The sequence below is a fragment of the Segatella maculosa DSM 19339 = JCM 15638 genome, from assembly GCF_000382385.1.
GTDB lineage: Bacteria > Bacteroidota > Bacteroidia > Bacteroidales > Bacteroidaceae > Prevotella > Prevotella maculosa.
In genome coordinates, this window is record NZ_KB908323.1 from 38,081 (window position 1) to 62,292 (window position 24,212).

Here is a 24,212-nt window from a genome sequence, read left to right on the forward strand (position 1 = left end):
AACGAATTCTTTTACCTCTTTGTTCTGTATCCATATTTATCTGTAATATCTTCCGCAGCCATTAATGGTTTTTCTTCAGGTATCTTGTACCTTTTTATGCTATGATCTTCCAGGAAAATGCTATTGAGTGTAAATATCAGGGATTCCAAAGTACATTCTCTTTGGGACGATTTCAATTCACATTCCCAGATTGTGATGCAGTGCCACCCCATTAAGGCTAGTTTGCGACACACTTCTCGGTCTCGTTCCTGATTCCGTCTGATCTTGTTTATCCAGAATTCTGTATTAGTTTTCGGTATTGTATAATACCTACACCCCTCATGCCCATGCCAGAAACATCCATTAACAAAAATACAGGTTCTGTATTTTCTCATCACGATGTCCGGTTTTCCAGGAAGCCGTGGATGATTCAGTCGATAGCGGTATCCATGTATCCACAGCCACTTGCGCACAACAACTTCTGGTTTTGTGTTCTTGCCGTGAATAGCTGCCATATTTTCATGGCGCTGTTGTGGGGTATGCGTGTCGCTCATAGACCTTCTATAAAACGCTTGTTGATAGATACTTATTCATTCCTTTTTCGTAGGAGTGTAAAAATATACGGCATCGGATGGGCATGATCATTTAAACCGAATTTGTAGATTTAATTTAAAATACAAATTTCCGTCCTGTCCACGATAAAGAGTGGCAAATTCGTACTTGCTTGACGAAGGAGATTCGAGACGTGTGTTGTAATAGAGATAGTCTTCAAAGAGATTGCGGTCATAGAAATGATAACAAAGTACGTTTCCATCATCTTTAACCACGAGATAACCACCATTAGCCTCATATTTTCCGTTCCAAGGTGTATGTGGTACCATGCCGAGTGCAGATGCTACCAAAAGGTTTTTAATTTTGCACTCATAGTACTTCTGATTGTTGGTCATGTCATATCTCATCGGATTTTTTGAGGCTATTATCTCTGTCAGAATTTTCAGGTCCTTACTGCCACCCTGATTACCTTCCAGAAGGATTGCAGCCATTATAGATGGCAGGTAACTGTCTATCAGTATGAAGTTATTACGGCATATTGGATCATCCATATTTTTGAACATGAATTTTCCTCCCATTTCTTGAATCCTCATAACACGGTCAATAAACTTTGTCCGTGTTTTGATAGCATTTATGGTCGCTATTTCGGAATTAGAAAATTCATGACCTTTTACCACAAAAGTGAAATTGGTGGTTTTTCCAGCATTGAAAAGCGTGGAATCGCTACCGAGTTTCGACTTTATGCTGAATCCAAGTATGGGGGACATACCTGTCCGCAGATCATGGATAACAATTCTGATGTCTGTTTTTTTCTGAGATTTTGCTTTTATATTGCTGCAATGAATTTCAGACATGAATTGTTCTATCTCTGGAGCCACGAACGCACCGTTTGACTGGCGAATGATACTAAGCAACATGCCTGCCTTTTCAAGAAAATCTGATACTTTCCTGCGTAATAATTCTATACCATCTTCTGTCACCACAACAATATCATCTTCTAAAGTATACTCGTAGTGTCCTTTCTTTTCATCACGCAGAATTTTCAGTATAGGGTAAAACAAATTTTCTATCTTGTTCAGATTTCCGTCACCAGCATAAACTTGTTTTTCCCCCAACAATTTGAAGAGAACGTAAATTTCACTCCACTCTCCTTTGTTAGCAGTCTTTGTCATATTATTAGTTATATAATTCCTAACATTTGAAGTTCCTTCTCTGCTGTGGCTTGAATGGCAGGAATAGCTACAGAATTGCCAAACTGCTTGTAAGCCGAAGCATCAGCTACAACTATCTTGAATTTGTCAGGGAAGCCTTGCAGCCTTGCCCACTCGCGGGGGGTCATGCGTCGGATGCCTTCACGGTTTACTTCGCCTTTGATGTTCGTAATGGGGGTAAAGTCCTTCAACCTTTTATCAATCAAAAGATTACGTTCCCTGCCCATGCCACCTACGACGATGGCGTTTGCTACACCATCTGTATCAATTATTTCATAACCAAACCCATGACCAGCCGCTTCATGACGGGCACGATGGCGTTTCAGAGTTTCAACGTAGGTTGTAGATAGATAGTATTTTACTGACGGAACTTCATTTTCCATTACATCACGGAAACGTGGACGGTTCTCGCCTTTTGTTTGTGGCTCTGGGTAATGGAAATTTGCAGTGTTTATGTGCAGATCCTTCCGAAAGCCGATGATGTAGATACGCTCACGATGCTGTGGTACACCAAAATCCATAGCATTGAGAATCTTTGGTGGCACCACATCATAGCCTGCATCGTCAAGGTGTCCAAGTATGGTCTTTAACGTGCGTCCCTTGTCATGGATAGCAAGTCCTTTTACGTTTTCGAGAAAAAAAGCACGTGGTTGATGTTTACGGAGAATAGCCTCTATTTCAAAGAACAAAGTTCCGCGTGTCTCATCTTTGAATCCCAGACGATGCCCAGCAAGAGAAAATGCCTGACAGGGAAATCCACCGCACAATATGTCAAAGTGCTGGGGGATATAGCTCTTGGTTGATTCTTTTGTAATGTCACCGAAAGGCATCTCACCATAATTTGCCAAATATGACTCTTGTGCTTTTGCATCAAACTCCGAGGAGTAAACGCATTTACCGCCAAGGTTCTGAAGAGCGATACGAAATCCTCCGATACCAGCAAACAGATCAATGAAGGTAAAACGAGGATGTTCAGGGACGGGGAATGGCACTTTGAAAAAGTCCGAAAAGAGATTGTACTGGAGAGGTGATTCTGCTGCCATCCATATCTGTTCATCACTTAGTTCGTCATCGTTAAGCATCTGACGTGACTTCTTGCGAGAAAGGAACTCGCGGATAGCCAGAATAACTTCTTCTCTCTGGCTTAAATCCATTTCCTTCTGTTGGTTGTGAAGAAAGTGGCTTAACAGAGCCATCTGATTCTCATATGATGTTTCGCCGTAGATTCTAACACCTTCCGTCGTAACTTCTTCTGGGAAATTTACTAATTTTATTTTTTTGTTTACCATGCTATTCTCATTATTCTTCAAAGTAATCGGAATCTAATTTCTTTACTTCATATACTTTCTTTTCGCTAACTCCTACATTGTATTCTATCATATAGTCAGCAAGTTTTTTCCCGTCAATAAGAACAATCTTCTTGCTAGCCTTGTTGGCTGTTTCAATTGCACCAGTAGTGAATTTACTAGTGGTTATAAATACTCCCTTAGTGGCCTTTTGTTCATCAAGTGCACCAATGAACTTGTGTATCTCTGGTTTACTGACAGGATTATCTGCATATCGCTTAGCTTGGATATAGATCTTGTCAAGCCCAAGGGCATCCTCGGGAATGATGCCGTCCACACCATTGTCATGACTGGTGGGAGTGACTATGGCCATCTCCTTGTTTCGGCTTCCGAATCCCATATTTAAGAGTAGATCAAGCACAAGTTTCTCAAAGAAGTTTGGACTCATATCCAATACCCGTTGTAGCAAGTCTGCGGCAAGGTCATCATTAATGCTCTTGAAAGCAACGTCCATTTGCTCTGTTGGGGTCAATTCATCTAGTATCTCATCTGTTTCAGTTTTCTTGTATGTCTGCTTGTCCTTCAAAGATATAGACATGTGTGCATATTCTGCAAATTCAGAATATTGCAGCAAGTCTTCTTTTCTTAGATAGGTATGCATCTTCAAATAATCTCTACCGCGTTGTGTTATCCGATATACTCCACGCTGAGGTATCTCTATAAAAAGGGCGCGCCTCAGCCATTGGCGAGACCAACCAATGCGGTCGTTCAATTGAAAAGCAGAACCATTCTTCGTCTTCAATGAACAATCCTCTTTACTGAGATTAAAATGCTTCACAAGAGCATTCTTCATTTCCGTCATGCTCACATCCTTATCTTTGAGTTGACTTAAAAATGGGTAGAGAAAATTTTCAAACTTTGGTATCGCCATATTTAGTGTTTTAAGCCATATTCAACAAACTAATTATTCTTGCTTTAATATTCTCATACGTGATCGTTAATCGACTTTTTGCTATTACTGTTAGTCGAGAGGTGTGTGCTAGAGCATCTCTAATGGGCTTGTATTCTGTTGCATCTCTCCTCAAAGTAGCCTTTTTTATTCGATCAGTTTCATCATCTGCGAGATAAGCTAAACTATCCATATCCAAGTGAGTTAAATTTGTATCATCTTCTCGAATATTAAAGTTAATATTGGCATTCTGTTTTGCGTTTTCTGCTTGTGTCTTCCAAGCATTAATTTTGTTTTGAATATTTTGAGGAATGGGAATGTTCTTCTCCTTGACATATTTCCGTAAAAGGTTCTCAGAAACGAAACATTCGCCATAAGAAGATAGATTAAACTCTGCATCTTCTTGCATTTCCTTTATCCAACCATCTACTTTCTTTCGGCTAATATCATTTTCCTTTGATGGAATGAAGTCTTCTATCACCACATTAAACAACTCTTTGGACTTTCTTTGTTTCTTAGTCATTCTTGAATTTTCCTGATCCCCATCTTGATTTATTTCTGTACGCCATATATCCCAATCGTTAATTATGGTCTTGAGTATATTTTCTAACATATTCAATAAGTCCTTAAACTTAGGATCGTCAGGCACAACACCTTCTCGGCTGCTTGTAAAGCGGTCGGTATTATCGTCTAAGCCATCGAAGTGAACCTGTCCATACAAGTAGCTTTGAACTATCCTTGCTATTGGAATATGTCTCAAAATATCTTTTTCTCTTAATCGACCATTTACATACAAATCAATAGTTGCTTTTTCGTCAGTTCCGTTAATTTTTATATCAGAAGGTTTTTCAACCGAAGCTATAAACCCCTTTACGGACTTATTGTCTAATGGAAGGATTTTGGATTTCTTAAAATTCCTGCCCTTAATATATGGGTCATTTATATCATTTAAAATCCAGACAAACTGCGTCTTTTCTTTTATTGAATTTAATTCTTCTATCGTTATTAACTTTTCATTTATATAGATATTAAAACTTGGATCTTTTAGAGAAAAACGGAAATACAAAGCCACTAACTTTCCTATGTATTCAACCCGATTGCGGATTCCATCTTTCAGCCCTTCGAAAATAATTACAGTACCATTGTCACATAATCGTTCTCTGTAAGTAGAAATTAAAGCTTCATTTGGTACACCAAGACTATATTCGTCAGAGGATATATCGTCTTTTATAGCTTTGTCAAGTCCAGAGTTGTCTATTATACCACCAACTAATTCTGAGTTCTCTTTTTTTGACAAAATGGTTACCGTTTGAGCACATGAAAGCAAAGCTAATTTTCCTATGCCTTTTCTTCCTATGTAAGGACGTCCATTGGCTGTATGTGTATTGTTGTTTTTACGTTTTGAGTATCCAATTTTCAAAAACTTATTTTGAAAATCGCTTCCATCCATACCGTCACCATCATCGCGAACAATAAGGATCATTGCATTGCGATCTATGGTAATGTAAACATTCTGTGCATCTGCATCCCAAGAATTGGAAATTGCTTCACCAAGAACAGTGATGAAATTCCTATAAAGATTTCTACCCAAGTGATTAAGAATACTGAGCGATATGTTAAAATTGTACTGTTTCATAATGGAACATTTCTAATATGTTGTTTTATACTTTCCGCAATCACCTCTCCCAATTTAGGAGGAACTGCATTGCCTATATACCGCGAAGCTTTTGTCAACGAAACATCTTTCTCGTTCGGAAAGAACTTATATGTAACGGGAAATGTTTGGAACAAAGCCGCTTCACGTGCGGAAATCGCTCTGTCTTGCTTGGGGTGTCCAAAACGACCATTGCCAATACCTGTACATAGAGTTGTCATAGTTGGGGCAGGTTTTTCCCATACCATGCGGCCATAGACACTACCAAAGCTTTTGCCACCTTTTTTCTTATGGCAGTTAAGCCACAAATCTTCAGGCCAATCTTTCCAGCTTCCTCCATAAGGCGTATCTTTAATCCTCCTCATATTCAAAGGGGTTAATGCACGGCACCTATGCAACGGATCGGTAGAGCAGGTGTGCCCAGCTTCTAATGATGGAAGATCGCCAATGGTATCGCGTACAGTTACATAATTTGCTTTTGTATGAGTAGGTGGAATCAAACTAATATTTCCAAAACGAGAAGCCAAAAGTACCAAGCGTTTACGAGTTTGTGGAATACCGTAATCTGGACAATAGACGACCTGATATTTTACATGAAACTTCTCTTCCTCTAATACTTTTATAAAATCAGCCAGCACAGATCTTAATTTAAAGGAAGCGATGGCGGGTACATTCTCCATAGTAACGATGTCTGGGTGAACTTCTTTTACCAAACGTCCGAACTCATCTAAAAGACTATACTTTTTTTCGTCTTTATTCTTGTTTTTAAATGCATATGAAGAGAAAGGCTGACATGGGGCGCACCCCGCTAAAACCTTTATTGCTTTTTTTGAATAGAAAGGAAGAATATCCTTCTTTGTGACGGTTCTTATATCTTTATATTGAAACTTCGCCTCATTATTAATCTCGTAAGCATATTTACAGGTAGCATCCAAATCAAAACCTTCAAGAATCTTAAGACCTTTTGATTTCATGCCGTAGCTCAGCCCTCCTATTCCGCAAAACAGATCTACCACCTCAATAGATGGTAATCTTCCTCGTCTTTTATGATGTGTTTCCTTTTGCATAATAAAACTATTTATATAGGCAAAAATTACGAACTATATCTGAACCTGCATCAGATCTGCAATTGCAGCCACTACAGACTTTTGTGTTAATATTATTCATTTTATAAAGTTTCTGCACATGACCAATTACATCAAAAATGTACCATAGTTCTCGTATAAGTATATCATGTCTATAATTCATGTTGCCTATATGCTTAAATTCTGTCTATACAAGAATCCATTTCCAGCAAGTCCTTTATATCAACCTGAAGCAGACGGGCAATTTCAATAAATTGCGCCATGGATGGTTGTATCTTGTTAGTTTTCCATCGAGAAACAGTCATATCTGTAACTCCCATCTGTTCAGCAAGCCAACGATTAGTAACTTGCCGGTCAGCCAACACCACCCTAATTCTGTTTTGACAATTTTTCTTCGGCATCTATTTCTTTGTTGATGATATGTGCAAAGATAGACATAATTTGTTAAATAACACCATGCTTTATAGCTATAATTTTAATTCCGGCAAACTATTTATTGCTTCTTCTTTCAATTTATCCACAGCACGGGTATATTTCTCTGTGTGTTTCAATCCACTATGCCCCAATAGGCTGGCGACAGTTTTGATGTTAGTCCCATTATTGAGGATGTTCACTGCAAAGCTATGGCGAGCGCAATGCCAGCTGATGTGTTTATTGATGCCTGCACGTTTTACCCACCGTTTTACAGATTTGCTGCAACTCTCATATGAAGGGAGGTTGAAGATAGAGGAATTTAAATCCTCAGGAGCTTCACCAATTAAGGAGAGTAATCCATCATTGAGAGGAATAATAACGCCACTATTTGCAAGAATGTCCTTTGGTCTTGTTCTGTTCAAATTTCAGGAGGCGATTGGTATTGTCGATGTTTTTATAAGTTAGGTCTTTCACATCGCAGAAGCGCAGACCGCAATATAGACAGAGGATAAATGCTCGTCTGACATTGGGATTTTCATTGTCGTAATGGCATTGAATCAGTGATTGGATTTCGTCCATTGACAACACATCTTTGCGTAAAATCTGTTCATCCACCTTGCACACAACACCCTTGCATGGGGCTTTCAGCATCACTTCATGATCTATGGCATAGCGCACAACTTTTTTGAAACGCTGATAGATGCTCTTTGCCCCTTCACCCACACTTCGTGATTGCAGGTACTCTACAAACCGTTCCATCATGTCCTTGGTTATTAAGTCAGGCTTAATGCTAAACTCATAGAGTGGGTATTGCTCTTTCAGAAAATCCTTAAAACGATTCAGGGCTATCTTTATCATTCGCAGGTCTTTCTTCGTATAACTGTCTATGTACGCCTGATAATAGTCTAAGAAGTTGACATTTCTGTCTTTCTTCAGGCGATAACCAAGCATACTCTCTTTAAACTGCTGTTCACACTCTGCACGAATCTTTGCTGCCAATGCAAGTGTTTCCTTATTCTGCTGGCGTTCTTCTGGTATACGTGGCTTGGCTATCAAGTACAACTGCAAATTCTCTTTTCGCCTGTTATGCTTAATATGTACTTTGGGCTTACCAGCCATCTTTCCTGTTTCGTACAAAACAGGATTACCGTTTTCGTCCAACACTGGCGTTTCTTCTCTACCGAGATAATACTCCAGATAAAGACTTATTCGACCATCAGAAAGCACATTTTGCTCCAATTTCGGATTTTCCTTTGCTTTATTTTCTAATTTTGCCATAATTGATAGTTATGTACCTAAATGTGTATCAAACCGAGTAAAATCATTAACTCATTTATTTTCAGATGTTTTCTTATTTTGCAAAGATACTAAGAAGTTCCGAATATCAAGGTGTACTAAAAGTGTACTATCTAACAAAAAACAGGCAAAAATGGGTAAAGTCGACAAATATAATAAAATTATAAGTTGTTGATTATCAATTTAATACATTCTTTTGGTTTCTCTTATTTTCACGGCATTGTACCGGGTCTGGGTACTACTATAAATCCCTTTGCAACCTAATGGCTTGTGAAGGGATTGTTTGTTAATCAACCAAAAGCAATATCTATGAAGTACGAAGAAGGAAAGATGAGTAATGTATCCCGAAAAATACGGTGAGTCTCGATTTTAGTTAAAGGAAGAGGGGGAATAATCCTCTTGTTGTTATTGGTGTGAACCCAAGTACAACAACAGATAAAATACTTTACTTTGAAAAGACCATACTTGAAATATGGCTACGACAGAAGCCCATTAAGACTGCAACACAGATTAATCAAGAAGCCCGGCGATATATCATGGGCAACAAATCTCCCTATTCCAAAGTCCTATTTTCCTCCTATTAGGAACCTTTTATCAATTTACCTATTCAACAGCTGTATTATAGGCTACAGCATCAACAGGTTTACTGGCTTCCATTGGTAAGAATGATACAACCTTATTCTATGTCACTTTCAAGATTGACATAGTCATCTAAAACCGTCTCTTTTACACAATGATAACTTTGCAAGGCAATCATTATTATAAAAACTATTAGAAGTGGGATGCTATTTTCAATATAATCAGCCTAAAAGCATACTTGGTTTCCAAGCCGAACAACAGCTCATCACAGTGCTTTAACAGTCATTAACTCCTCTCAAGTCACAAATGTTACCTTGGCATATTGGTCGTTTGCCGTACTTTTGCAGCACATTTACAAAAACATTATAACAGATAAAGTATGACAGAAAATCAGATGTTTTGTTTCCAATGTCAGGAAACAGCGAAGGGAACCGGCTGCACTGTGAAGGGTGTTTGTGGCAAAACGGCAGAAACAAACCTGTGGCAGGATTTGTTGTTAGGCGTAGTTCGCGGTGTAGGAACGGTTGACCATTATCTCAAAAAGGCTGGAAAAGCGAGCTTACCCGAGGTGGAAAGTTTTATTACCGACGCACTTTTCTCAACCATAACCAATGCAAACTTCGACGATACTTCTATCCTTAACAAGGTGACCAACGGCATTTTGCTGAAGAAGCAACTGATGGATTTGGCTGCAAAAGCGGACATTTCGCTTCCTGATTGGCAGGAAGTAAGATGGGGAGGTGACGAAGATGACTATGCCGAAGAGGGCAAACGCGAGGGCATTCTTCGCAATGAGGATCCCGATTTACGGTCATTGAAAGAGCTCACCGTACTTGGTTTGAAGGGCATGGCAGCCTATTATGAACACGCATCCCGGCTTGGTGAGCACAATCCTGACATCATCAACTTCATGAGCGAGGCGCTTTGCACCATCAGCGACCCCGATGCAAGCATGGAAACACTGCTCAACTGTGTTCTTGCAACGGGCAAATACGGTGTCGATGTCATGGCTTTACTCGACAAAGCCAACACAGGTGTCTATGGAAACCCCGAGCTTACGAAGGTCAATATCGGTGTGGGTAAGAATCCAGGTATCCTTATCAGCGGTCATGATTTGAAGGATATAGAAGACCTTTTGAAGCAAACTGAAGGCACAGGTGTTGATGTTTACACGCATGGAGAGATGCTCCCGGCTCACTACTACCCGCAGTTGAAGAAGTATAAGCACCTCGTTGGCAACTATGGTAATGCGTGGTGGAAGCAGAAAGAAGAGTTCGAAACCTTCAATGGGCCTATTGTTTTCACTACAAACTGTATCGTTCCGCCTTCTCCAAAGGCTAATTATAAGGACCGGGTCTTCACAACCAACTCGGCAGGTTTCCCCGGTTGGAAGCACATTGAGGCTGGTGTCGACGGTCACAAAGACTTCTCTGAGGTGATAGCCCTTGCCAAACAGTGCGCGGCTCCGACGGAGATTGAAACGGGAGAAATCGTAGGTGGCTTTGCGCATGCACAGGTGTTCGCCCTCGCCGACAAGGTTGTTGAGGCCGTAAAGAGCGGGGCTATCCGCAAATTTGTAGTCATGGGAGGCTGCGACGGACGCATGAAGAGCCGCAATTATTACGAGGAATTCGCCCTAAAATTGCCGAAAGACGTGGTTATTCTGACCAGCGGTTGCGCGAAATTCAAGTACAATAAGCTCGCTCTTGGCGACATTAACGGCATTCCGCGCGTGCTTGATGCGGGCCAATGCAACGACTCTTACTCGTGGGCAGTGGTTGCTTTGAAGCTCAAAGAGATATTCGGTGCCAACGACATCAACGAACTTCCCATCGCTTTCAACATCGCTTGGTATGAGCAAAAGGCCGTTATCGTGTTGCTTGCCCTGCTGTCTTTGGGGGTGAAAAACATTCACATCGGGCCTACACTCCCGGCTTTCGTCTCGGAAGGTGTACTGAAAGTGCTCGTTGAGAACTTCGGATTAGGCGGCATTACGACCGTCGAAGACGACCTCAAGCGCATGGTTGGTTAATTCTTTTCTGTTCATAATACGTGTAAAACCGCATCGGACGTATGCCCGGTGCGGTTTTCTTGTGTGCTTTCTCTGGCTCACTAAGCATGCAATAGGGGAAAGAATAAGCGGCCTACAACCAACAAATATCCCTCTATTGACCATCTACTGCACTTTCAATTCCTTGAGCGGACGCATGAGCCACACGTCCCTATTTTTCCATCTCTGCCACATTGTATTTTAATTCCAGCCATATTGCGCGGTGAAATGGGCCATATTAGGCGGTAAAATGGCTGAGATTGCACGCCAAAATGGCTGAGATTGAAACGCAAGGTGTAAGTAATTGATTACCAATTTGAACGCAGGTAGGGACGCACGGTCTGTGCGTCCGCCCCGACAACTACCCCTATACGCTTTCTATTCACCTTGAATGGGCACACGAACCGTGCGTCCCCACACGCCATATTGGGCATATCGCGTGGAAAAACGGGGTGTTTGCAGACTCATTCGCCCTTTTTCGAGAGCGAAGAGAGTGTGTTTCTCCGGCTTTCAGCCGACGAGATAGCCGGCATAAAGCATGAAGTTCCATGCCAACAGGAAGCCCGTGAGGGCCAAGGTGACGATGCGGACGAGGTGAAGCAGGGCAAGATGGCGCATCAAAGTCTTGAAAAAGTAGGCCATGATGATGGGAAGTGTACAGAGCCAATGGGCACCCATGATGTAGACTTCGTTGAGACCGAAGCCGAGAACGACGTGAATCAGCATGTCGAATGCCCAGAACGAAAGGGCAAGCCACATCAAACGAGCGTGCCGACCGCACCATATTCCGCACAGAAAGAGCAGCACAACGAGCCCTTCGACAATGTAATTGAAGGCATATCTGTACGTAACAATCTGCGGACGTTCGCGGAGTGTGTCTTGAAGAAGATGGTCTTGATGCAGCTGAATGGACTCCCCAAAGAGGTTTTCAACAACACTTGGCAGGCGAGGTGTGGTGATATCGGTCCATTGGCTGAACTCTCCTTTGGCGATAGGTTGGCCTTTATGCGCGTTCCAAGGCTGTTTATGGTCGGCCAAATACTTTGCGTAAGCCTTCTTTTTTATCAGCTGTTTGATGGCCGATTCGATAGCCATTGAGTCCTTTAATCGCGTGGTATCGCGAAAAACGCGGGCCAGTTGGGCGTGCTCCCGCGCTGCTTTCGTGGTCTTAGCCTGCTGACGTGCCTCGAAAGAAGGGCGTTCATAGTGGTTCCATTCCAACCGGGCAAGTCCCCAAAGCAGGGCCGACGGCAAGACAATCGCCAGCAGGAGGTTGGCCGGATGCCAGAACCTTCGGCCGTTGGTGAAGGCGTTTGCCATGAACACCTTGATGCCGTTGTTGAGCGAGATGCCTGCCGTGAGCAGGAAGAAGAGCAGGGTCTGCCATTTGGTGAACCTGATTTTGCGCTTCATTTTCTTGCCGGCCACATAGAGGGTCAGCAGCAACATGAACATCGAAAGAGCGAAATGGTCGGGCACACTGACCGAAACCATCACGTAGGCAAAGCTGAAGAGCATCGCCGAAAGCAACAGACTGTCGAACTGTGGCAGCACGATAACCTCGCGCAACAGGCGATAAAGGAAAAGAAAGCTATAGAAACCGCAGAACACGAGCAGGGCTGCAACGACGAAAGGTGCGCAGTTCCGGCCCGTGAGGAGCATCAAACCTTGATTGATTTGATTGGGAATGAACATGAAAAATGCCAGCAACGGGTGGCGATAAATGTTGTAGGCAGTGTCCCAATCGGACACAACTTCATAGCTCAATGGGTCGAATCCCGAGATATGAAAGGTGCCGACGAACACCTTGTGATAGTCGGTTGCGAGCTGGGAGAAGCGGTCTAAGTACTTATAAACCACCAAACTGTTGAGCAAAACGACGTAGACGAGCATCAGAAAAGCTGCCCATCGCTCCTCTACTTTCACTTTGAAGATGCCGAAAATCCTTTTCATTCCTGACAAATTTGACTGCAATTTGAAGAAAAAAGGCCGGACGTGGCTCCTATTTCTCTATCAGACAGATGGCATAAGCGGCCATTCCTTCCTCTCTTCCCGTGAAACCCAACCGCTCGGTTGTAGTGGCTTTGATGGATATTTGGTCCTCATCAATGCCCATAACTGCAGACATACAGGCCTTCATTGCAGGCACATGGGGATTGATTTTGGGCCGTTCGGCACAGATGGTTGCATCGATATTGACCACTTTATAGCCCTTCTCGCCAATCAATTCCACAACACGTTGCAAGATAATCTTACTGTCCATGTCGAGCGTTTTCGCGCTGGTATCGGGGAAATGAAAGCCAATATCGCGCATGTTTGCAGCCCCCAAGAGGGCGTCACTCACTGCATGCAGGAGCACGTCTGCGTCACTATGGCCCTGAAGACCCATGGAATGGCCGATCTTTATGCCCCCCAACCAAAGGTCGCGGCCCTCAACCAATTTGTGGACATCAAAGCCCATGCCTACTCGTATCATGCTTTTTCAAATTGAATGGTTCGTGAATAGCGTCGCAACTGCCGCCCTTTACCGTTTAAAAATGTCCTTGATGCCGTCCATGTCAAAGGTCAACGTGAAGCGAAGCGTCTGGTCGAGGGGGTTGCTTTTGGCCGTCGCAATGACGTAACCTGCGTCGAGTGAGAAGGCACTCATCTTGAAACCGGCCCCCACAGTGAAGTATTTTCGGTTGCCTTTCGTCTCACTTTCGTGGTGATAACCGGCGCGGAGAGCGAACTTATCATTGTAGATATACTCGCCACCAAGGCTCCAACTCACCTCTTGAAGCTCTTCTTTGAGTCCTCCGGGCGCGTCGCTGAAGCTTTTGAAAATGCCACCTATGCTCGAAACATCATAGTAATCGCGCTGCAACCGCGTGTCGTAATCCACCTTTGACTCGCCATCTTTCTGTATGGGACGCGTCGGAACGAGCAGCTTGTTGGCGTCGGCAGCGATGGTAAAACGGTTGAATTCGTCTACAGGAATCATCAAAGAGGCCCCCAACCGCATGTTCGTCGGAATGAATTCGCTGTTGTCTGTGCTTCCGAAGTTAATCTTACTGCCAATGTTCGACAGGTTCAATCCGATGCCAAGCTGGCACTCTCGCTGTCCGATGTCAACATAGTTTTGATAATAAGCGGCTATGTCTGCGGCGAAAGCACTGCCGGGGGAAGTCTCAGAAGTATAGTCGTAAGTGAGATCAGAGTATATCCATCGCACGCCAGCTGATAGAGATAAGTGTTCACTCAGCATCAAAGCATAAGCCAAATCCACTGACATTTCGTAGGGATTGATGGTCATATCGTTGCTACCCGACTGTGAACTGCTCATCATAACCTCTCCCATATTGAAGTAACGGAGCGAACCTGAGACCGCACTATAGTCGCCGATGCGATAGTATCCGGCCAAGTTGGCCAAGTACATGTCGTTGACCAGTCCGCGCAACCAAGGCGTATAGTTGAGCGAAACGCCTGCCCTGCTGATAGTGAAAGGGTATTTTGCGGGGTTCCAATACTGTGAATTGACGTCCGGATCGGTTGCCGCTCCCACGTCACCCATGCCTGCTGCGCGTGCATCGGGGGCGATTGTCTGCGACGTAACGGCCGTATAAACGGGGTTGAATATCTTGTTTTTATCGATTTGCGCAGCTGCCGAAGCCGGCAACAGCAGCAATAAAGAAAGACCCATCAAGGATTTTTTCATATCGTTTCTTGTATGCTTGTATGAGAATTTAACGTGCACAACGGTCAATTATTGCCCACAACGATGAGTTTCTGCGCCTTGCTTGCCTGCTCGCTACCGTCAGATGAAATCTTAGCCCGATAGAGATAGACGCCCGTTTTCAGTCGGCTTCCGCCATCAATACACAGGTCCCAGTCTACCGTATAGGCGTTCGAGGTGGACACACCATGCTCTTTGTGCCTCCAAAGCAGGCGCCCGCTCATGTCAAAGACCTCTATCTCGACGTCCATTCTACTGCCCGTTCGGTCGTGATTGATGATGAATTGCGTGGAAGTGGTGGCCGGATTGCGCGACAAGGCCACGCTGAAAAGGTTCGGACGCAGGCCCTTTTCGACCACGAAGTCAAGCCATGCGGTCGAAGAGTTGTTGAGAATGTCCCACGCTTTGAACTGCAACCGGTGCTTGCCCGGACTGAGTTCGGGTATATTATAATAGGTATAGCCACGCGTATAGCTGCCGAAATCATACCGGAAGTAGTCGTTCAACACATAAGTTTGGTTCATATCGCCATCGATGATAAGCTCCAAATCGTGGCCGATGCCGCTTCCCGACACGTTGATACCGTCCTTATCAGCCACTTGGGCCACGAAGTAAGGCGTGGTATTCACGCGTCCTCCGTTCTCGAAAGCAGGCGAATTGAGGTAGCAATAGATGGAAGGTCCGATGGAATCGTTGGCGGTTTCGGCCGAACCGCCCACCAAAAAGCGGTCCGAAGCACCGTGGACAGCGAGCGAATGGTCGTCGTTTAATGCATAGATATTGATGAGACCGCGACCGTTACTGTAGTTGATATCACGCGGAACCGCAAAGGTGAAGCTGATTTTTCCGCCTCTTACGCTGTCCGAACCCATGAAAATTACCTTCGTGCGGTCGTAATATTGAAAAGCCGTATCGGCCTCGTTGGTGTCGTTGAGCCTGCAGGTTATCAGCTCACGTGAGTCGCGAACCGTCACTGTTGCAATGCCTTTGAAGTGCTGTATGCCCTCGATATGCCCTGCAATACGGGCCATTCCGCCGGCCTTGATAACCGGAAGGGTCGCATTTACAGCCTTTCCGTTGATCGAATCGATGATGATTTGCGGCTTGGGTAGGTTCAATCGGAGGACAGGGTCGCCCAAAAGGGCATATTGCAACTTGTTGCTCGTGAGGTCCAATCCCTTGGTTATCATCTCCGTTCGGGCCAGTCGGGCAGCCTCTCCCAGCGTGTTGGCGATGCCGTTTGGCCTGTCTAAGACGTGTTTCAGATAGGCCATGTTCATCGGTTTGTTGTAGATTGCATACACGGTTCGCGTGGTTCCGTAGAAAGCCATGGCTCCTCCGCGTTCGTTAAGCAGTGCCGTTTCGCCGATAGTCGGCGTGGTTCCGTCGAAAGGCATGATGTCACAAGAGGCCGTTATCCATAAAGGTAGGTTCTTATTCGTGAAGGATGCGAAGTCATTAAGGCGCAAAACGGTTTCATGCGACAGCTGGATTTCGGAGCCATGGCCGGCATAATCCATGACGAGTGCACCGCGTTCTTGTTGCCCGATGATGGTTTTCCGCACATCAGGATAGGTGTATCCCGTGGCTGAACGCCCGCGTTTGTAGGCGTCCCACATGACTTTCTTCACCAAAAAGCCCGGATGTTGCTTCGCTGTTTCTTCGGCCGCGGTGTTCGCATCGTCCATGTGAAGGTTGTTGTTTCCGTCATCTCCCATGAACATCAGCGTGTTTTGCCATGCCCCGGCATTGGAGTTTGTGGTATAATCCAACGTTTTATCGACCATGATCTTGGCTTCATTGGCAGTCGAAACGGGGAAACGTCCTACCGCTATATCGGGCAAATCGCGTGTCTGCAAAGCCCCTCCTTCGCCATCATCCAGCAGGGCAAAGAAGCTGTCGTCAACGAAACACTCAATGGCATTGAATGAATTCTCGCTCTCATAACACAGCAGATAGTCGTCGGGGGCAAGGCCTTTGGCCGCTGAAGTCAGCATGCGATTGTCCCAAAGGCAGTCGCCGAAGAGCAGCAGATAGCGGGGAATGTCGCCGGGCGTGGCCCTGTCGTAGAGCATTTTCATGTAACGGCGATACGCATTGGCGTCGGGTGTGCCACTGGAGAACTCGTTATAGAGTTCATCGGCAGCCACGATGTTCACCCGCAAGCCGTCTTTTTGCTCGTGAAAAGCCTTGAGTCGCTCGGCTTGCGCCTTGAGTTTGCGCGAAGAAGGAATGATAATCACCATGTCGGCTTGCCCGTCTGCGTGTCGGTTTTGATTGGGAATGGCTCCCACAAGCTGCGGAACGGGAAAGTCGTTTCCTTTGAACCACGGGGCCGGAAAGGCCTTTTCCCACGCTATAGAAGCGTAATCGAGCCGCACAGTGCCCGAAATGGTTTTTATCTTCAGCGTATCCGCATTGCCAAGTGACTCGAACGGATAGCTTGCATGCTGTTCGTTGGCCTTGTCATACTCGCCCAAAAGGATGGAAAGCGTGCCAAGTTTGCGGCTATTCAGGCTGATTTCGACTTCGCTTTTCATGCCGGCTGTCACGGCAACACTAAGGGTTCCGTGTTGCGGTTGGCTGGGTTTGGGCAGCAAGATGGTCTTGGTTTGCCCCGCAGGAACAGCTTCCGGGTCGAAAAGATTGCGGCCTCCCTGATACCAAGCAAAGGCATCGCGCTCGTAAAGCGAGTGATAATCGTCGGGCGAAGGATAGAAATCGCGCAGGAAAGTCGTGGAGTCAACAGTCGAAGATGGCGTATCTGACTGCGTAAGGAAATAGTAGCCAAAGTCCGAATAGGGGTTGCGTAGGCGTCTTGAAGCACCCTTTGAGGCCCATGAAACGGGCCCTTTTCCATGGAAAAGTCGCTTGCCTTCGACCACGCACAAGGGCACTTCGCGTAGGTCGTCATACTGAATCAGGTCGGATTCTGTCAGCACTTCGCGTTGCAGATGGCCGCCATAGCCATAGAGATGCACCTTGTTGATGTCCGTAAAACCGGCTTTTCTAATCATCGACTCGGTGAGTTGATAAACGCCCGAAGCCGGTATGCGTATCTTTACCCAGCGTCCTTGCGCCAAAACGGACTGTCGCGCATAGCGGTCGGTGGCCGTCCGGGTGGGCAAGATGCCGCTTCTCGGCTTGGCATGCGCTGTGGCAAACGACTCTACCTTCAGCATGAAGCTCGCTAAAATGGAGTAACGACCGTCGCGAAAGACCAGCGGAAGGAACGAAACCACAAGGGTGGGACGCTTCCGATTGAACGAAACGAACTGCCGAATAGCCGGCATCGCAGGCAAGGGTGCATCGGAAATGCGCTTGTAGCGGGCGACTTCGGCGCGCGACATCTCCGTGAATTCGGGATAAACGATACTGACTTGATAGACCGAGTCGGCGTAATTGTCGGCGAGGGGCAGGCTGTAGGTGAAGCGAGGCAACACGGAGTCAATCCTCACTTGGTCGTAAGTGAGGTTGAAGAAGCGTTGCGAAGCCTGTGCATTCAGGCTCAACAACAGCAACATCGCCATGAGAAATCGTTTGAAACAGCGTGTCATCGGCTCGCGTTGTCTGTCGTTTTCAGCTGTGAAAGCCTTATTTACAATTGAATGCCAACACTTTTTTGTCTTCGAGATAGCCCTCCAAATGGTCGTCAATCCGCACAGGTCCGCAGCCTGAAGGGCAGCCCGTGAAGAGCAAATCGCCCGTGCGCAGGGTGAAATATCTGCTGATATAGGCGATGATTTCGTCTACCGTGTAGAGCATGTTGCCCGAATAGCCCTCCTGAACGGGCTTCCCATTGACGTCAAGACGGAAGCGAAGCTGCTGAACAGGCTTGGTTTTGTCTGTCGAAACCCACGCGCCAAGTACGGCAGAACCGTCGAACCCCTTGCAAAGATCCCATGGTTGGCCGGCCTCGCGCAGCTTTTTCTGCAGGTCGCGTGCCGTAAAATCGATGCCCACCGTCACGGCATCATAGTACCGATGTGCAAACCTTACGGGAATCGTCTTGCCAAGTTTGCAGATACGCACCACGAGTTCGGTTTCGTATTCGATGCTTCCGAGGTGGTCGGGAATGAAGAATGGCTTGCCGTCTTTCAGCAATGCGGTGTCGCATTTGGTGAAAATGACCGGCGTTTCGGGCCTTTCAGCCTGCTCATGTAGCGTGAGATTGTGCAGCGCATAATTCATTCCAACGGCAAATATCTTCATCTTTGTGTTGTTTGATGCTTGGGGACAAAGTTCGGTATAAATTCCCGAATGCGCAAGTATTTGCAGGTTTATGTTGCAAAGTGCATCAAGTTTGCTCACTTCTTCCACCTGATGAAGGGCGAATTTCAGGGTACAGGAAAAACCGTTTGGGCGAAATTTGTCCGTGAAAACCTGCAAAGTAGCTGTAGGGACGCACGGACCGTGCGTCCACTCAAAGAGAATGAAATGCAAATACACGGTTGACGGAGCGGACGCATGGGCCGTGTGTCCCTACATGCGCATGCGCAATCAACTTGCTCACCCGTTTATGCGTCAACTGTCAACTGAAATCCCCTGTACGAGCCGCATGACGCGGAGCCAATTGCCGCCCCATATCTTTTCTATATCGTCTTCGCTGTATCTCCGGCGCAGCAGTTGGATCGTGAAATTGATGATTTCCGATGCATCGGCCATTCCTTTGATACCGCCGTCTCCATCGAAATCGGTGCCAACACCAACGTGGTCGATGCCCATCACGCTGATGGCGTGTTCCAAATGGGCTACGGCATCGCGTATGGTGGCCTCGCCCGACTGCCTAAGAAAGCCGTGATACATCGTTGTTTGGGCCACACCACCCTTCGCTGCCAATGCCCGAAGCTGGTCGTCCGTCAGGTTTCGGGGCACGTCGCACAGGGCCTTGCAGTTGCTATGACTGCAAACAATCGGCGTAGCACTGATGTCCAACGCATCATAAAAACTCTTTTTGCCACCGTGACTCAGGTCAACCATCACGCCAAGGCGGTTCATTTCGCGGATAACCTGCTCGCCGAAGTCGCTCACTCCGCCGTGGGTTCCCGTGCCACGTGCGCTGTCACAGATGGCATTGTCACCGTTATGACAGAGCGTGATATACGTGATTCCGCGGCGGGCAAAGTGCTCCACGTTCCTGATATCGTCCTCGATAGCCAGTCCGTTTTCTATTCCAAGCATGATGCTTTTGCGGTCTTGCGCCTTATTCCGATAGAGGTCGTCGGGCGTTCGCGCCAAAGCCACATAGGCATTTTGGCTTTTTACAATGCTTTCTATCTGGTCAAAGATGCTGTCGGTATAGTGCTTGGGTGTCATTCCGGCCATTTCTCCCGGTTTAGGATGCTGAGGCAGATAGGCAACCATGGTCACAGCGTCGTGCCGTCCGTCGGTCATTTTGTGCAAATCATAGAGGATTCGCGGGTCTCTTTGCTCGAAATGAATGCCTTGGGGAAAGAACATCGGCGTGTCGCAATGACTGTCGAAGGTCAGGATATGGCTGTGGAGGCGTTTCGCTTTGGCGAATTCCACACTGCGACCCACGAGCCATTGAAAGAGTTTCAGGCCCATTTCTTCAAGCCATTCGGGGTGCCATTGCACGCCGATGACAGACTTTTCTTCGCTGCTTTCCATGGCTTCGACGATGCCATCGGGTGCGGTTGCCGTCACACGGAACCGCTCTCCGCAATCGCTGACGGCCTGATGATGGAATGAATTGACGTAGATTTTCGGCCCATAGAGGTCGAAAAGCATGCTTCCTTCGGCTATAGTGACACTGTGCGTAGGCTCGTTTCGGTCGGCATCTTGACTGTGTTTCAACTCCGTTTTGATGTCTTGTGCCACACAACCTCCCAGTGCAAAGGCCAGTGTTTGTATGCCCCTGCAAATCCCGAGCATGGGTATTTGCCGGTTATAGGCCAGTCGGACGAGGAGCAATTCGGCCAAGTCGCGCTCGCGATTGATGTGTCCCAAGGCCTTCAAAGGCTCTTTTCCGGCCCACAAGGGATTGTAGTCGGCCCCGCCGGTGAGCACAATTCCGTCCAAAACATCAAGCGTATTGATGATCACATGCCTGTCGGCAACGGGCGGAATAATAAGCGGTATGCCCCCAGCCGCTATGATTTGACGATAATAAACACTGCGAATGGTGGCGTCGACATCGCTGTAATTGGCTGTAAGACCAATGAGTGGGCGATGCTCGGCCTCGGGAAATGTGGAATAAATCTCGTCGAGATAGGCGTCGAGATGAAAGCCTTTGTTCATGTTTTCCATCAGATGAATTGCTAAATCATTGGTCAGCATCGGCCTTTACGGGTACTTCCCGCTTGATGCTTTGCTCAAGTGAAATCAATGTTTCGGTAGAAACGACACCCGGAATGCTCTGCAGTTGATTGTTCAAAAGGTCCATCAACTGCTCGTTGTCCTTGGCATAGAGCTTCACAAGCATGGTGTAAGGCCCCGTGGTGAAGTGACATTCGACAATTTCGGGAATGGCATTGAGTCGCTGAACCACGTTCTTATACATGCTTCCCCGCTCAAGATTGAGTCCCACATACGTGCAAGTGGAGTAGCCGATGCTCTTGGGATTGACGTCAAATCCGCTGCCTGTGATGGCTCCATTATCCATTAAGTGTTGCACCCGCTGGTGAATGGCGGCCCGGGAAACGCCACACGAAGCGGCAACATCCTTAAAAGGAATACGCGCATTCTGCGACAGAATGCACAGAATCTTCTTGTCGAGGTTGTCAATCTTATCCATCTTTCTATGTTTTATCATTGCCCACGTGGGCCGGTTTAATGTAGCAAATATAGGCAATCTTATCGGATTAAACAACAAAATGCGCGAAAATCTTACGATTTCCGCGCATTTTGTAAACGTATCGAATGAATTTATTTCTCGATTTCCAACAGTTCTACCGTGAAGACCAGTGTGGAATAAGGTTTGATTTGGCCTGCCTGACGAGCACCATAAGCTAATTCCTGCGGTATACAAATCTCCCATTTGCTGCCAACCGGCATCATTGTGAGCGCTTCGGTCCAGCCTTTGATGACCTCGTTGCACCGGAACGAATTGGTTTGCGGGTCACGTTTGTAGCTACTGTCAAAGACCGTGCCGTCTATCATTCGCCCTTCGTACTTCACTTTCACCTTGTCTGTGGCCTTGGGTTTGGGACCGTTGCCGGCTACGAGTACCTTGTATTGCAGACCGGAAGGCGTGGTTTGCATGCCCTCTTTCTTGGCATTGGCCTTCAACCAGTCCTCGTTCTCTTTCTTATAAGCGGCATTACGCGTCTCAACCACCTGCTCGGCACGTTGCCGATAAAGTTTTGAAGCCTCGCTTTGTGCAAAGAACGTAGTATCATTCTGCAGGGCTGCAATGAAGCCTTTGATGAACATGGCCTGCCGAATGGAGTCAGCCGAGCCTTCAAAAGCCTGTTTCATGTTCGGCAGAATGCTACTGTTGACCTTATTGGCTATCTGCATTCCGGCTGCATAAGCCTTGAAAGCAGGGTCGTCAATGTGGGTCTGAGCCTCTTCAAAACCACGAATCACGTCGGCCATGTGCTCGGCATCGACGCCGAAACCCTGTTGCAAGTAGGGCAAAAGACCGTCGGTTGCAGCCATACCTGCAATATAACTGATCGTGTCCGAGGGCGAAACGAGCTTCACTGTAGGCTGTTGCACAGCGGTGTTCGGCTTTTTGTTCTTGTCCTTGGCCTGTGTATGAAGTGTAACGCCCGCCAAGATGACGAGCGTTAGCATGATGATTTTTCTCATTGCAGCGTTTATTTTGCGCCCAACTTAACCAATTCAATCTTGAAAATCAGCGCAGAGAATGGCTTAATCTGACCTTGTTCGCGGTCGCCATAGGCCAACTCTTGAGGGATATAAACCTCCCATACGGAGCCAACCGGCATGTGAACAAGGGCGTCGGTCCAGCCTTTAATCACCTGATTGGCCTTCAATGTGATGGGTTCTCCACGCTTATAGCTACTGTCGAACACCTTTCCATCGATCGTTTTTCCCTCATAGTTCACGACAACCGTCGATGTATCTTTCGGCATTGCACCTGTTCCTACCTTGATAACCTTGTACTGTACGCCTGAAGGAAGCGTCTTTACGCCCTCCTTTTTCTTGTTGGCAGCAAGCCATTTCTCGCCAGCTGCCTTGTTGGGACCGTACTGTTGTTCCATGTTCTTGGCTTTAATGGCCATCATTTTGGTCTGTGCAATCTGCTGTGCCTGCTCAACGGTCATCTTCACCTTGTCGGTCTTGCCCGTAGTTCCAGCCACAAAGCCGGCCATGAAGTTCTTCAAAGAGATGCTCTTTGTGGAGTCTTGGCCGTAAACCTCGCTGTTGATGCCCTTGATCATCTGGTTTGAGATCTGCTGACCAATCTGGATTCCGGCGTAATAAGCAGCCTTCTTCTTGTCGTCTCCAGCGTTGGCTCCGTCGTTCAAGCCCTTGATGAAGTCGTCCATATAGGTGGTATCGATTTGCATACGACCTACCAAGAAGTCCTTCAGTCCCTGAGTTTGCGCCATACCCATAGCGTAACTCATCGTGTCAACGTCGTTCTTTAGGTCGGCTTTTGGAGTAGAATTGCCGCAAGAAGCCAATGTTGCGGCTGCAATAGCCATAGCGGCTACGAATGCTAATTGTTTCATTTGAGATATTATTTGATATGTATTACTTCACTGCTACCAGTTCTACGTCGAACACCAAGGCTGCAAACGGAGGGATGGATGCACCGGCTCCGCGCTCACCATAACCGAGATTGTAGGGAATAAAGAAGCGGTATTTGCCGCCTTCCTGCATCAATTGCAAGCCTTCTGTCCAGCCTGCAATCACTTGATTGAGTGGGAATGTAGCCGTTTGTCCGCGATCATAGGACGAATCGAACTTCGTTCCGTCGATCAATGTGCCCTCATAATGGCACTCAACCGTGTCGGTTGACTTCGGACTTTTGCCGTTTCCTTCGCGCAACACTTGGTATTGAAGCCCCGAAGGTGTCGTGATGATGCCGGCTTTTTTGCCGTTTTCGGCAAGGAACCGCTCCCCTTCTGCCTTGGCCGACTTACCCTTTTCGGCCGCCTCGGCCTGTTGCTTAGCCTCTTGTTTGGCAAAGAAATCCTGCACAAGTTGTTGGGCTTCGGCCTCGTTCATCTTCAGATTGCCGGCGAGAACGTCCTTGATAGCCTGTGCAAAATCGTCTATATTCAATGCTGCGGCACCCATCTGCGATAACTGTCTGCCGATACCAATGCCGAGCGCATAGCTTACTTTATCCATAAAATCCTAAAAATGACAGATTAAAACATCAAATATTTCGAAATCGTTTGCAAAGATAGCAGAATTAAACCGAATAGAAAAGAAACGACTCTTTAATTTTATTAAAATATGATATGCGTAACTTGTTTTTTTAATATATTTGTAACACGAA

The 24,212-nt window shown here is 46.2% G+C and carries 18 protein-coding genes and 1 pseudogene; 1 reads left to right on the plus strand and 18 read right to left on the minus strand.

Features of this window, described 5'->3' with window-relative positions; translation table 11 throughout:
• Positions 1-11: 11 nt before the first annotated feature.
• The 8 genes and pseudogenes from H164_RS0106220 to H164_RS14445 form a co-directional block, all read right to left on the minus strand.
• A complete protein-coding gene (locus H164_RS0106220; RefSeq protein WP_019967829.1) occupies positions 12-533 on the minus strand; it encodes a very short patch repair endonuclease in 522 nt (173 codons plus the stop codon).
• Positions 534-620: 87 nt separating this feature from the next.
• Positions 621-1,703, minus strand: coding sequence for an HpaII family restriction endonuclease (locus tag H164_RS0106225; protein WP_019967830.1), 1,083 nt, complete (start codon positions 1,701-1,703; stop codon positions 621-623).
• 8 nt (positions 1,704-1,711) lie between these two features.
• Complete coding sequence (locus H164_RS0106230; protein WP_019967831.1) at positions 1,712-3,031, minus strand: DNA cytosine methyltransferase; 1,320 nt, start codon at positions 3,029-3,031, stop codon at positions 1,712-1,714.
• Positions 3,032-3,041: 10 nt separating this feature from the next.
• Positions 3,042-3,959: a restriction endonuclease gene (locus H164_RS0106235; RefSeq protein ID WP_006044042.1), complete on the minus strand. Its 918-nt coding sequence runs from the start codon at positions 3,957-3,959 to the stop codon at positions 3,042-3,044.
• Between the two features lie 10 nt (positions 3,960-3,969).
• Complete coding sequence (locus H164_RS0106240; protein ID WP_019967832.1) at positions 3,970-5,613, minus strand: ATP-binding protein; 1,644 nt, start codon at positions 5,611-5,613, stop codon at positions 3,970-3,972.
• Positions 5,610-6,698: a DNA cytosine methyltransferase gene (locus tag H164_RS0106245; RefSeq protein ID WP_019967833.1), complete on the minus strand. Its 1,089-nt coding sequence runs from the start codon at positions 6,696-6,698 to the stop codon at positions 5,610-5,612. Before H164_RS0106245 ends, H164_RS0106240 begins: the two co-directional genes overlap by 4 nt.
• 194 nt (positions 6,699-6,892) lie before the next feature.
• On the minus strand, positions 6,893-7,117 hold the full coding sequence (locus H164_RS0106250; protein WP_019967834.1) for a helix-turn-helix transcriptional regulator: 225 nt from the start codon (positions 7,115-7,117) through the stop codon (positions 6,893-6,895).
• Between the two features lie 66 nt (positions 7,118-7,183).
• A pseudogene (locus tag H164_RS14445) lies at positions 7,184-8,408 on the minus strand (tyrosine-type recombinase/integrase).
• Between the two features lie 976 nt (positions 8,409-9,384).
• On the opposite strand from H164_RS14445, the gene hcp reads away from it, so the two are divergent.
• Positions 9,385-11,037 (plus strand): hydroxylamine reductase, encoded by a 1,653-nt coding sequence (gene hcp / locus H164_RS0106260; protein WP_019967835.1) that lies wholly within the window; start codon positions 9,385-9,387, stop codon positions 11,035-11,037.
• Positions 11,038-11,565: 528 nt separating this feature from the next.
• On the opposite strand, the gene H164_RS0106265 is transcribed toward hcp, so the two are convergent.
• The 10 genes from H164_RS0106265 to H164_RS0106310 all read right to left on the minus strand — a co-directional run bounded on the left by H164_RS0106265 (position 11,566) and on the right by H164_RS0106310 (position 24,061).
• Entirely contained in the window at positions 11,566-13,008 is a 1,443-nt protein-coding gene (locus tag H164_RS0106265) for a DUF6080 domain-containing protein (RefSeq protein WP_019967836.1), read from the minus strand.
• Between the two features lie 49 nt (positions 13,009-13,057).
• Complete coding sequence (gene ispF / locus H164_RS0106270) at positions 13,058-13,531, minus strand: 2-C-methyl-D-erythritol 2,4-cyclodiphosphate synthase (RefSeq protein WP_025829944.1); 474 nt, start codon at positions 13,529-13,531, stop codon at positions 13,058-13,060.
• Positions 13,532-13,579: 48 nt separating this feature from the next.
• The gene (gene porV, locus H164_RS0106275; protein ID WP_373278006.1) at positions 13,580-14,737 is read right to left on the minus strand and encodes a type IX secretion system outer membrane channel protein PorV; all 1,158 of its coding nucleotides are present in this window, start codon (positions 14,735-14,737) and stop codon (positions 13,580-13,582) included.
• Between the two features lie 59 nt (positions 14,738-14,796).
• Positions 14,797-18,327 (minus strand): type IX secretion system sortase PorU, encoded by a 3,531-nt coding sequence (gene porU / locus H164_RS0106280; RefSeq protein ID WP_036887807.1) that lies wholly within the window; start codon positions 18,325-18,327, stop codon positions 14,797-14,799.
• A 37-nt stretch (positions 18,328-18,364) separates the two neighbouring features.
• Positions 18,365-18,982: a fumarylacetoacetate hydrolase family protein gene (locus tag H164_RS0106285; RefSeq protein WP_008564767.1), complete on the minus strand. Its 618-nt coding sequence runs from the start codon at positions 18,980-18,982 to the stop codon at positions 18,365-18,367.
• Positions 18,983-19,294: 312 nt separating this feature from the next.
• Positions 19,295-21,031, minus strand: coding sequence for a membrane dipeptidase (locus H164_RS0106290; RefSeq protein WP_025829942.1), 1,737 nt, complete (start codon positions 21,029-21,031; stop codon positions 19,295-19,297).
• Between the two features lie 25 nt (positions 21,032-21,056).
• A complete protein-coding gene (locus H164_RS0106295; protein ID WP_008564764.1) occupies positions 21,057-21,527 on the minus strand; it encodes an Lrp/AsnC family transcriptional regulator in 471 nt (156 codons plus the stop codon).
• A gap of 131 nt (positions 21,528-21,658) precedes the next feature.
• Positions 21,659-22,546, minus strand: a complete 888-nt coding sequence (locus H164_RS0106300; protein WP_019967843.1) for an FKBP-type peptidyl-prolyl cis-trans isomerase — start codon at positions 22,544-22,546, stop codon at positions 21,659-21,661.
• 8 nt (positions 22,547-22,554) lie between these two features.
• A complete protein-coding gene (locus H164_RS0106305; RefSeq protein ID WP_008564761.1) occupies positions 22,555-23,436 on the minus strand; it encodes an FKBP-type peptidyl-prolyl cis-trans isomerase in 882 nt (293 codons plus the stop codon).
• Between the two features lie 22 nt (positions 23,437-23,458).
• Positions 23,459-24,061 (minus strand): FKBP-type peptidyl-prolyl cis-trans isomerase, encoded by a 603-nt coding sequence (locus H164_RS0106310; RefSeq protein ID WP_019967845.1) that lies wholly within the window; start codon positions 24,059-24,061, stop codon positions 23,459-23,461.
• Between the last annotated feature and the right edge of the window lie 151 nt (positions 24,062-24,212).

Bases quoted from the DNA above. Each gene is read 5' to 3' on its own strand.
- H164_RS0106290 (WP_025829942.1), bottom strand. From the start codon at position 21,031: ATGAACAAAGGCTTTCATCTCGACGCCTATCTCGACGAGATTTATTCC.
- H164_RS0106230 (WP_019967831.1), bottom strand. From the start codon at position 3,031: ATGGTAAACAAAAAAATAAAATTAGTAAATTTCCCAGAAGAAGTTACG.
- H164_RS0106305 (WP_008564761.1), bottom strand. From the start codon at position 23,436: ATGAAACAATTAGCATTCGTAGCCGCTATGGCTATTGCAGCCGCAACA.
- H164_RS0106250 (WP_019967834.1), bottom strand. From the start codon at position 7,117: ATGCCGAAGAAAAATTGTCAAAACAGAATTAGGGTGGTGTTGGCTGAC.
- H164_RS0106265 (WP_019967836.1), bottom strand. From the start codon at position 13,008: ATGAAAAGGATTTTCGGCATCTTCAAAGTGAAAGTAGAGGAGCGATGG.
- H164_RS0106220 (WP_019967829.1), bottom strand. From the start codon at position 533: ATGAGCGACACGCATACCCCACAACAGCGCCATGAAAATATGGCAGCT.
- porU (WP_036887807.1), bottom strand. From the start codon at position 18,327: ATGACACGCTGTTTCAAACGATTTCTCATGGCGATGTTGCTGTTGTTG.
- H164_RS0106245 (WP_019967833.1), bottom strand. From the start codon at position 6,698: ATGCAAAAGGAAACACATCATAAAAGACGAGGAAGATTACCATCTATT.
- H164_RS0106300 (WP_019967843.1), bottom strand. From the start codon at position 22,546: ATGAGAAAAATCATCATGCTAACGCTCGTCATCTTGGCGGGCGTTACA.
- H164_RS0106235 (WP_006044042.1), bottom strand. From the start codon at position 3,959: ATGGCGATACCAAAGTTTGAAAATTTTCTCTACCCATTTTTAAGTCAA.
- ispF (WP_025829944.1), bottom strand. From the start codon at position 13,531: ATGATACGAGTAGGCATGGGCTTTGATGTCCACAAATTGGTTGAGGGC.
- H164_RS0106240 (WP_019967832.1), bottom strand. From the start codon at position 5,613: ATGAAACAGTACAATTTTAACATATCGCTCAGTATTCTTAATCACTTG.
- H164_RS0106225 (WP_019967830.1), bottom strand. From the start codon at position 1,703: ATGACAAAGACTGCTAACAAAGGAGAGTGGAGTGAAATTTACGTTCTC.
- hcp (WP_019967835.1), top strand. From the start codon at position 9,385: ATGACAGAAAATCAGATGTTTTGTTTCCAATGTCAGGAAACAGCGAAG.
- H164_RS0106295 (WP_008564764.1), bottom strand. From the start codon at position 21,527: ATGGATAAGATTGACAACCTCGACAAGAAGATTCTGTGCATTCTGTCG.
- porV (WP_373278006.1), bottom strand. From the start codon at position 14,737: ATGGGTCTTTCTTTATTGCTGCTGTTGCCGGCTTCGGCAGCTGCGCAA.
- H164_RS0106310 (WP_019967845.1), bottom strand. From the start codon at position 24,061: ATGGATAAAGTAAGCTATGCGCTCGGCATTGGTATCGGCAGACAGTTA.
- H164_RS0106285 (WP_008564767.1), bottom strand. From the start codon at position 18,982: ATGAAGATATTTGCCGTTGGAATGAATTATGCGCTGCACAATCTCACG.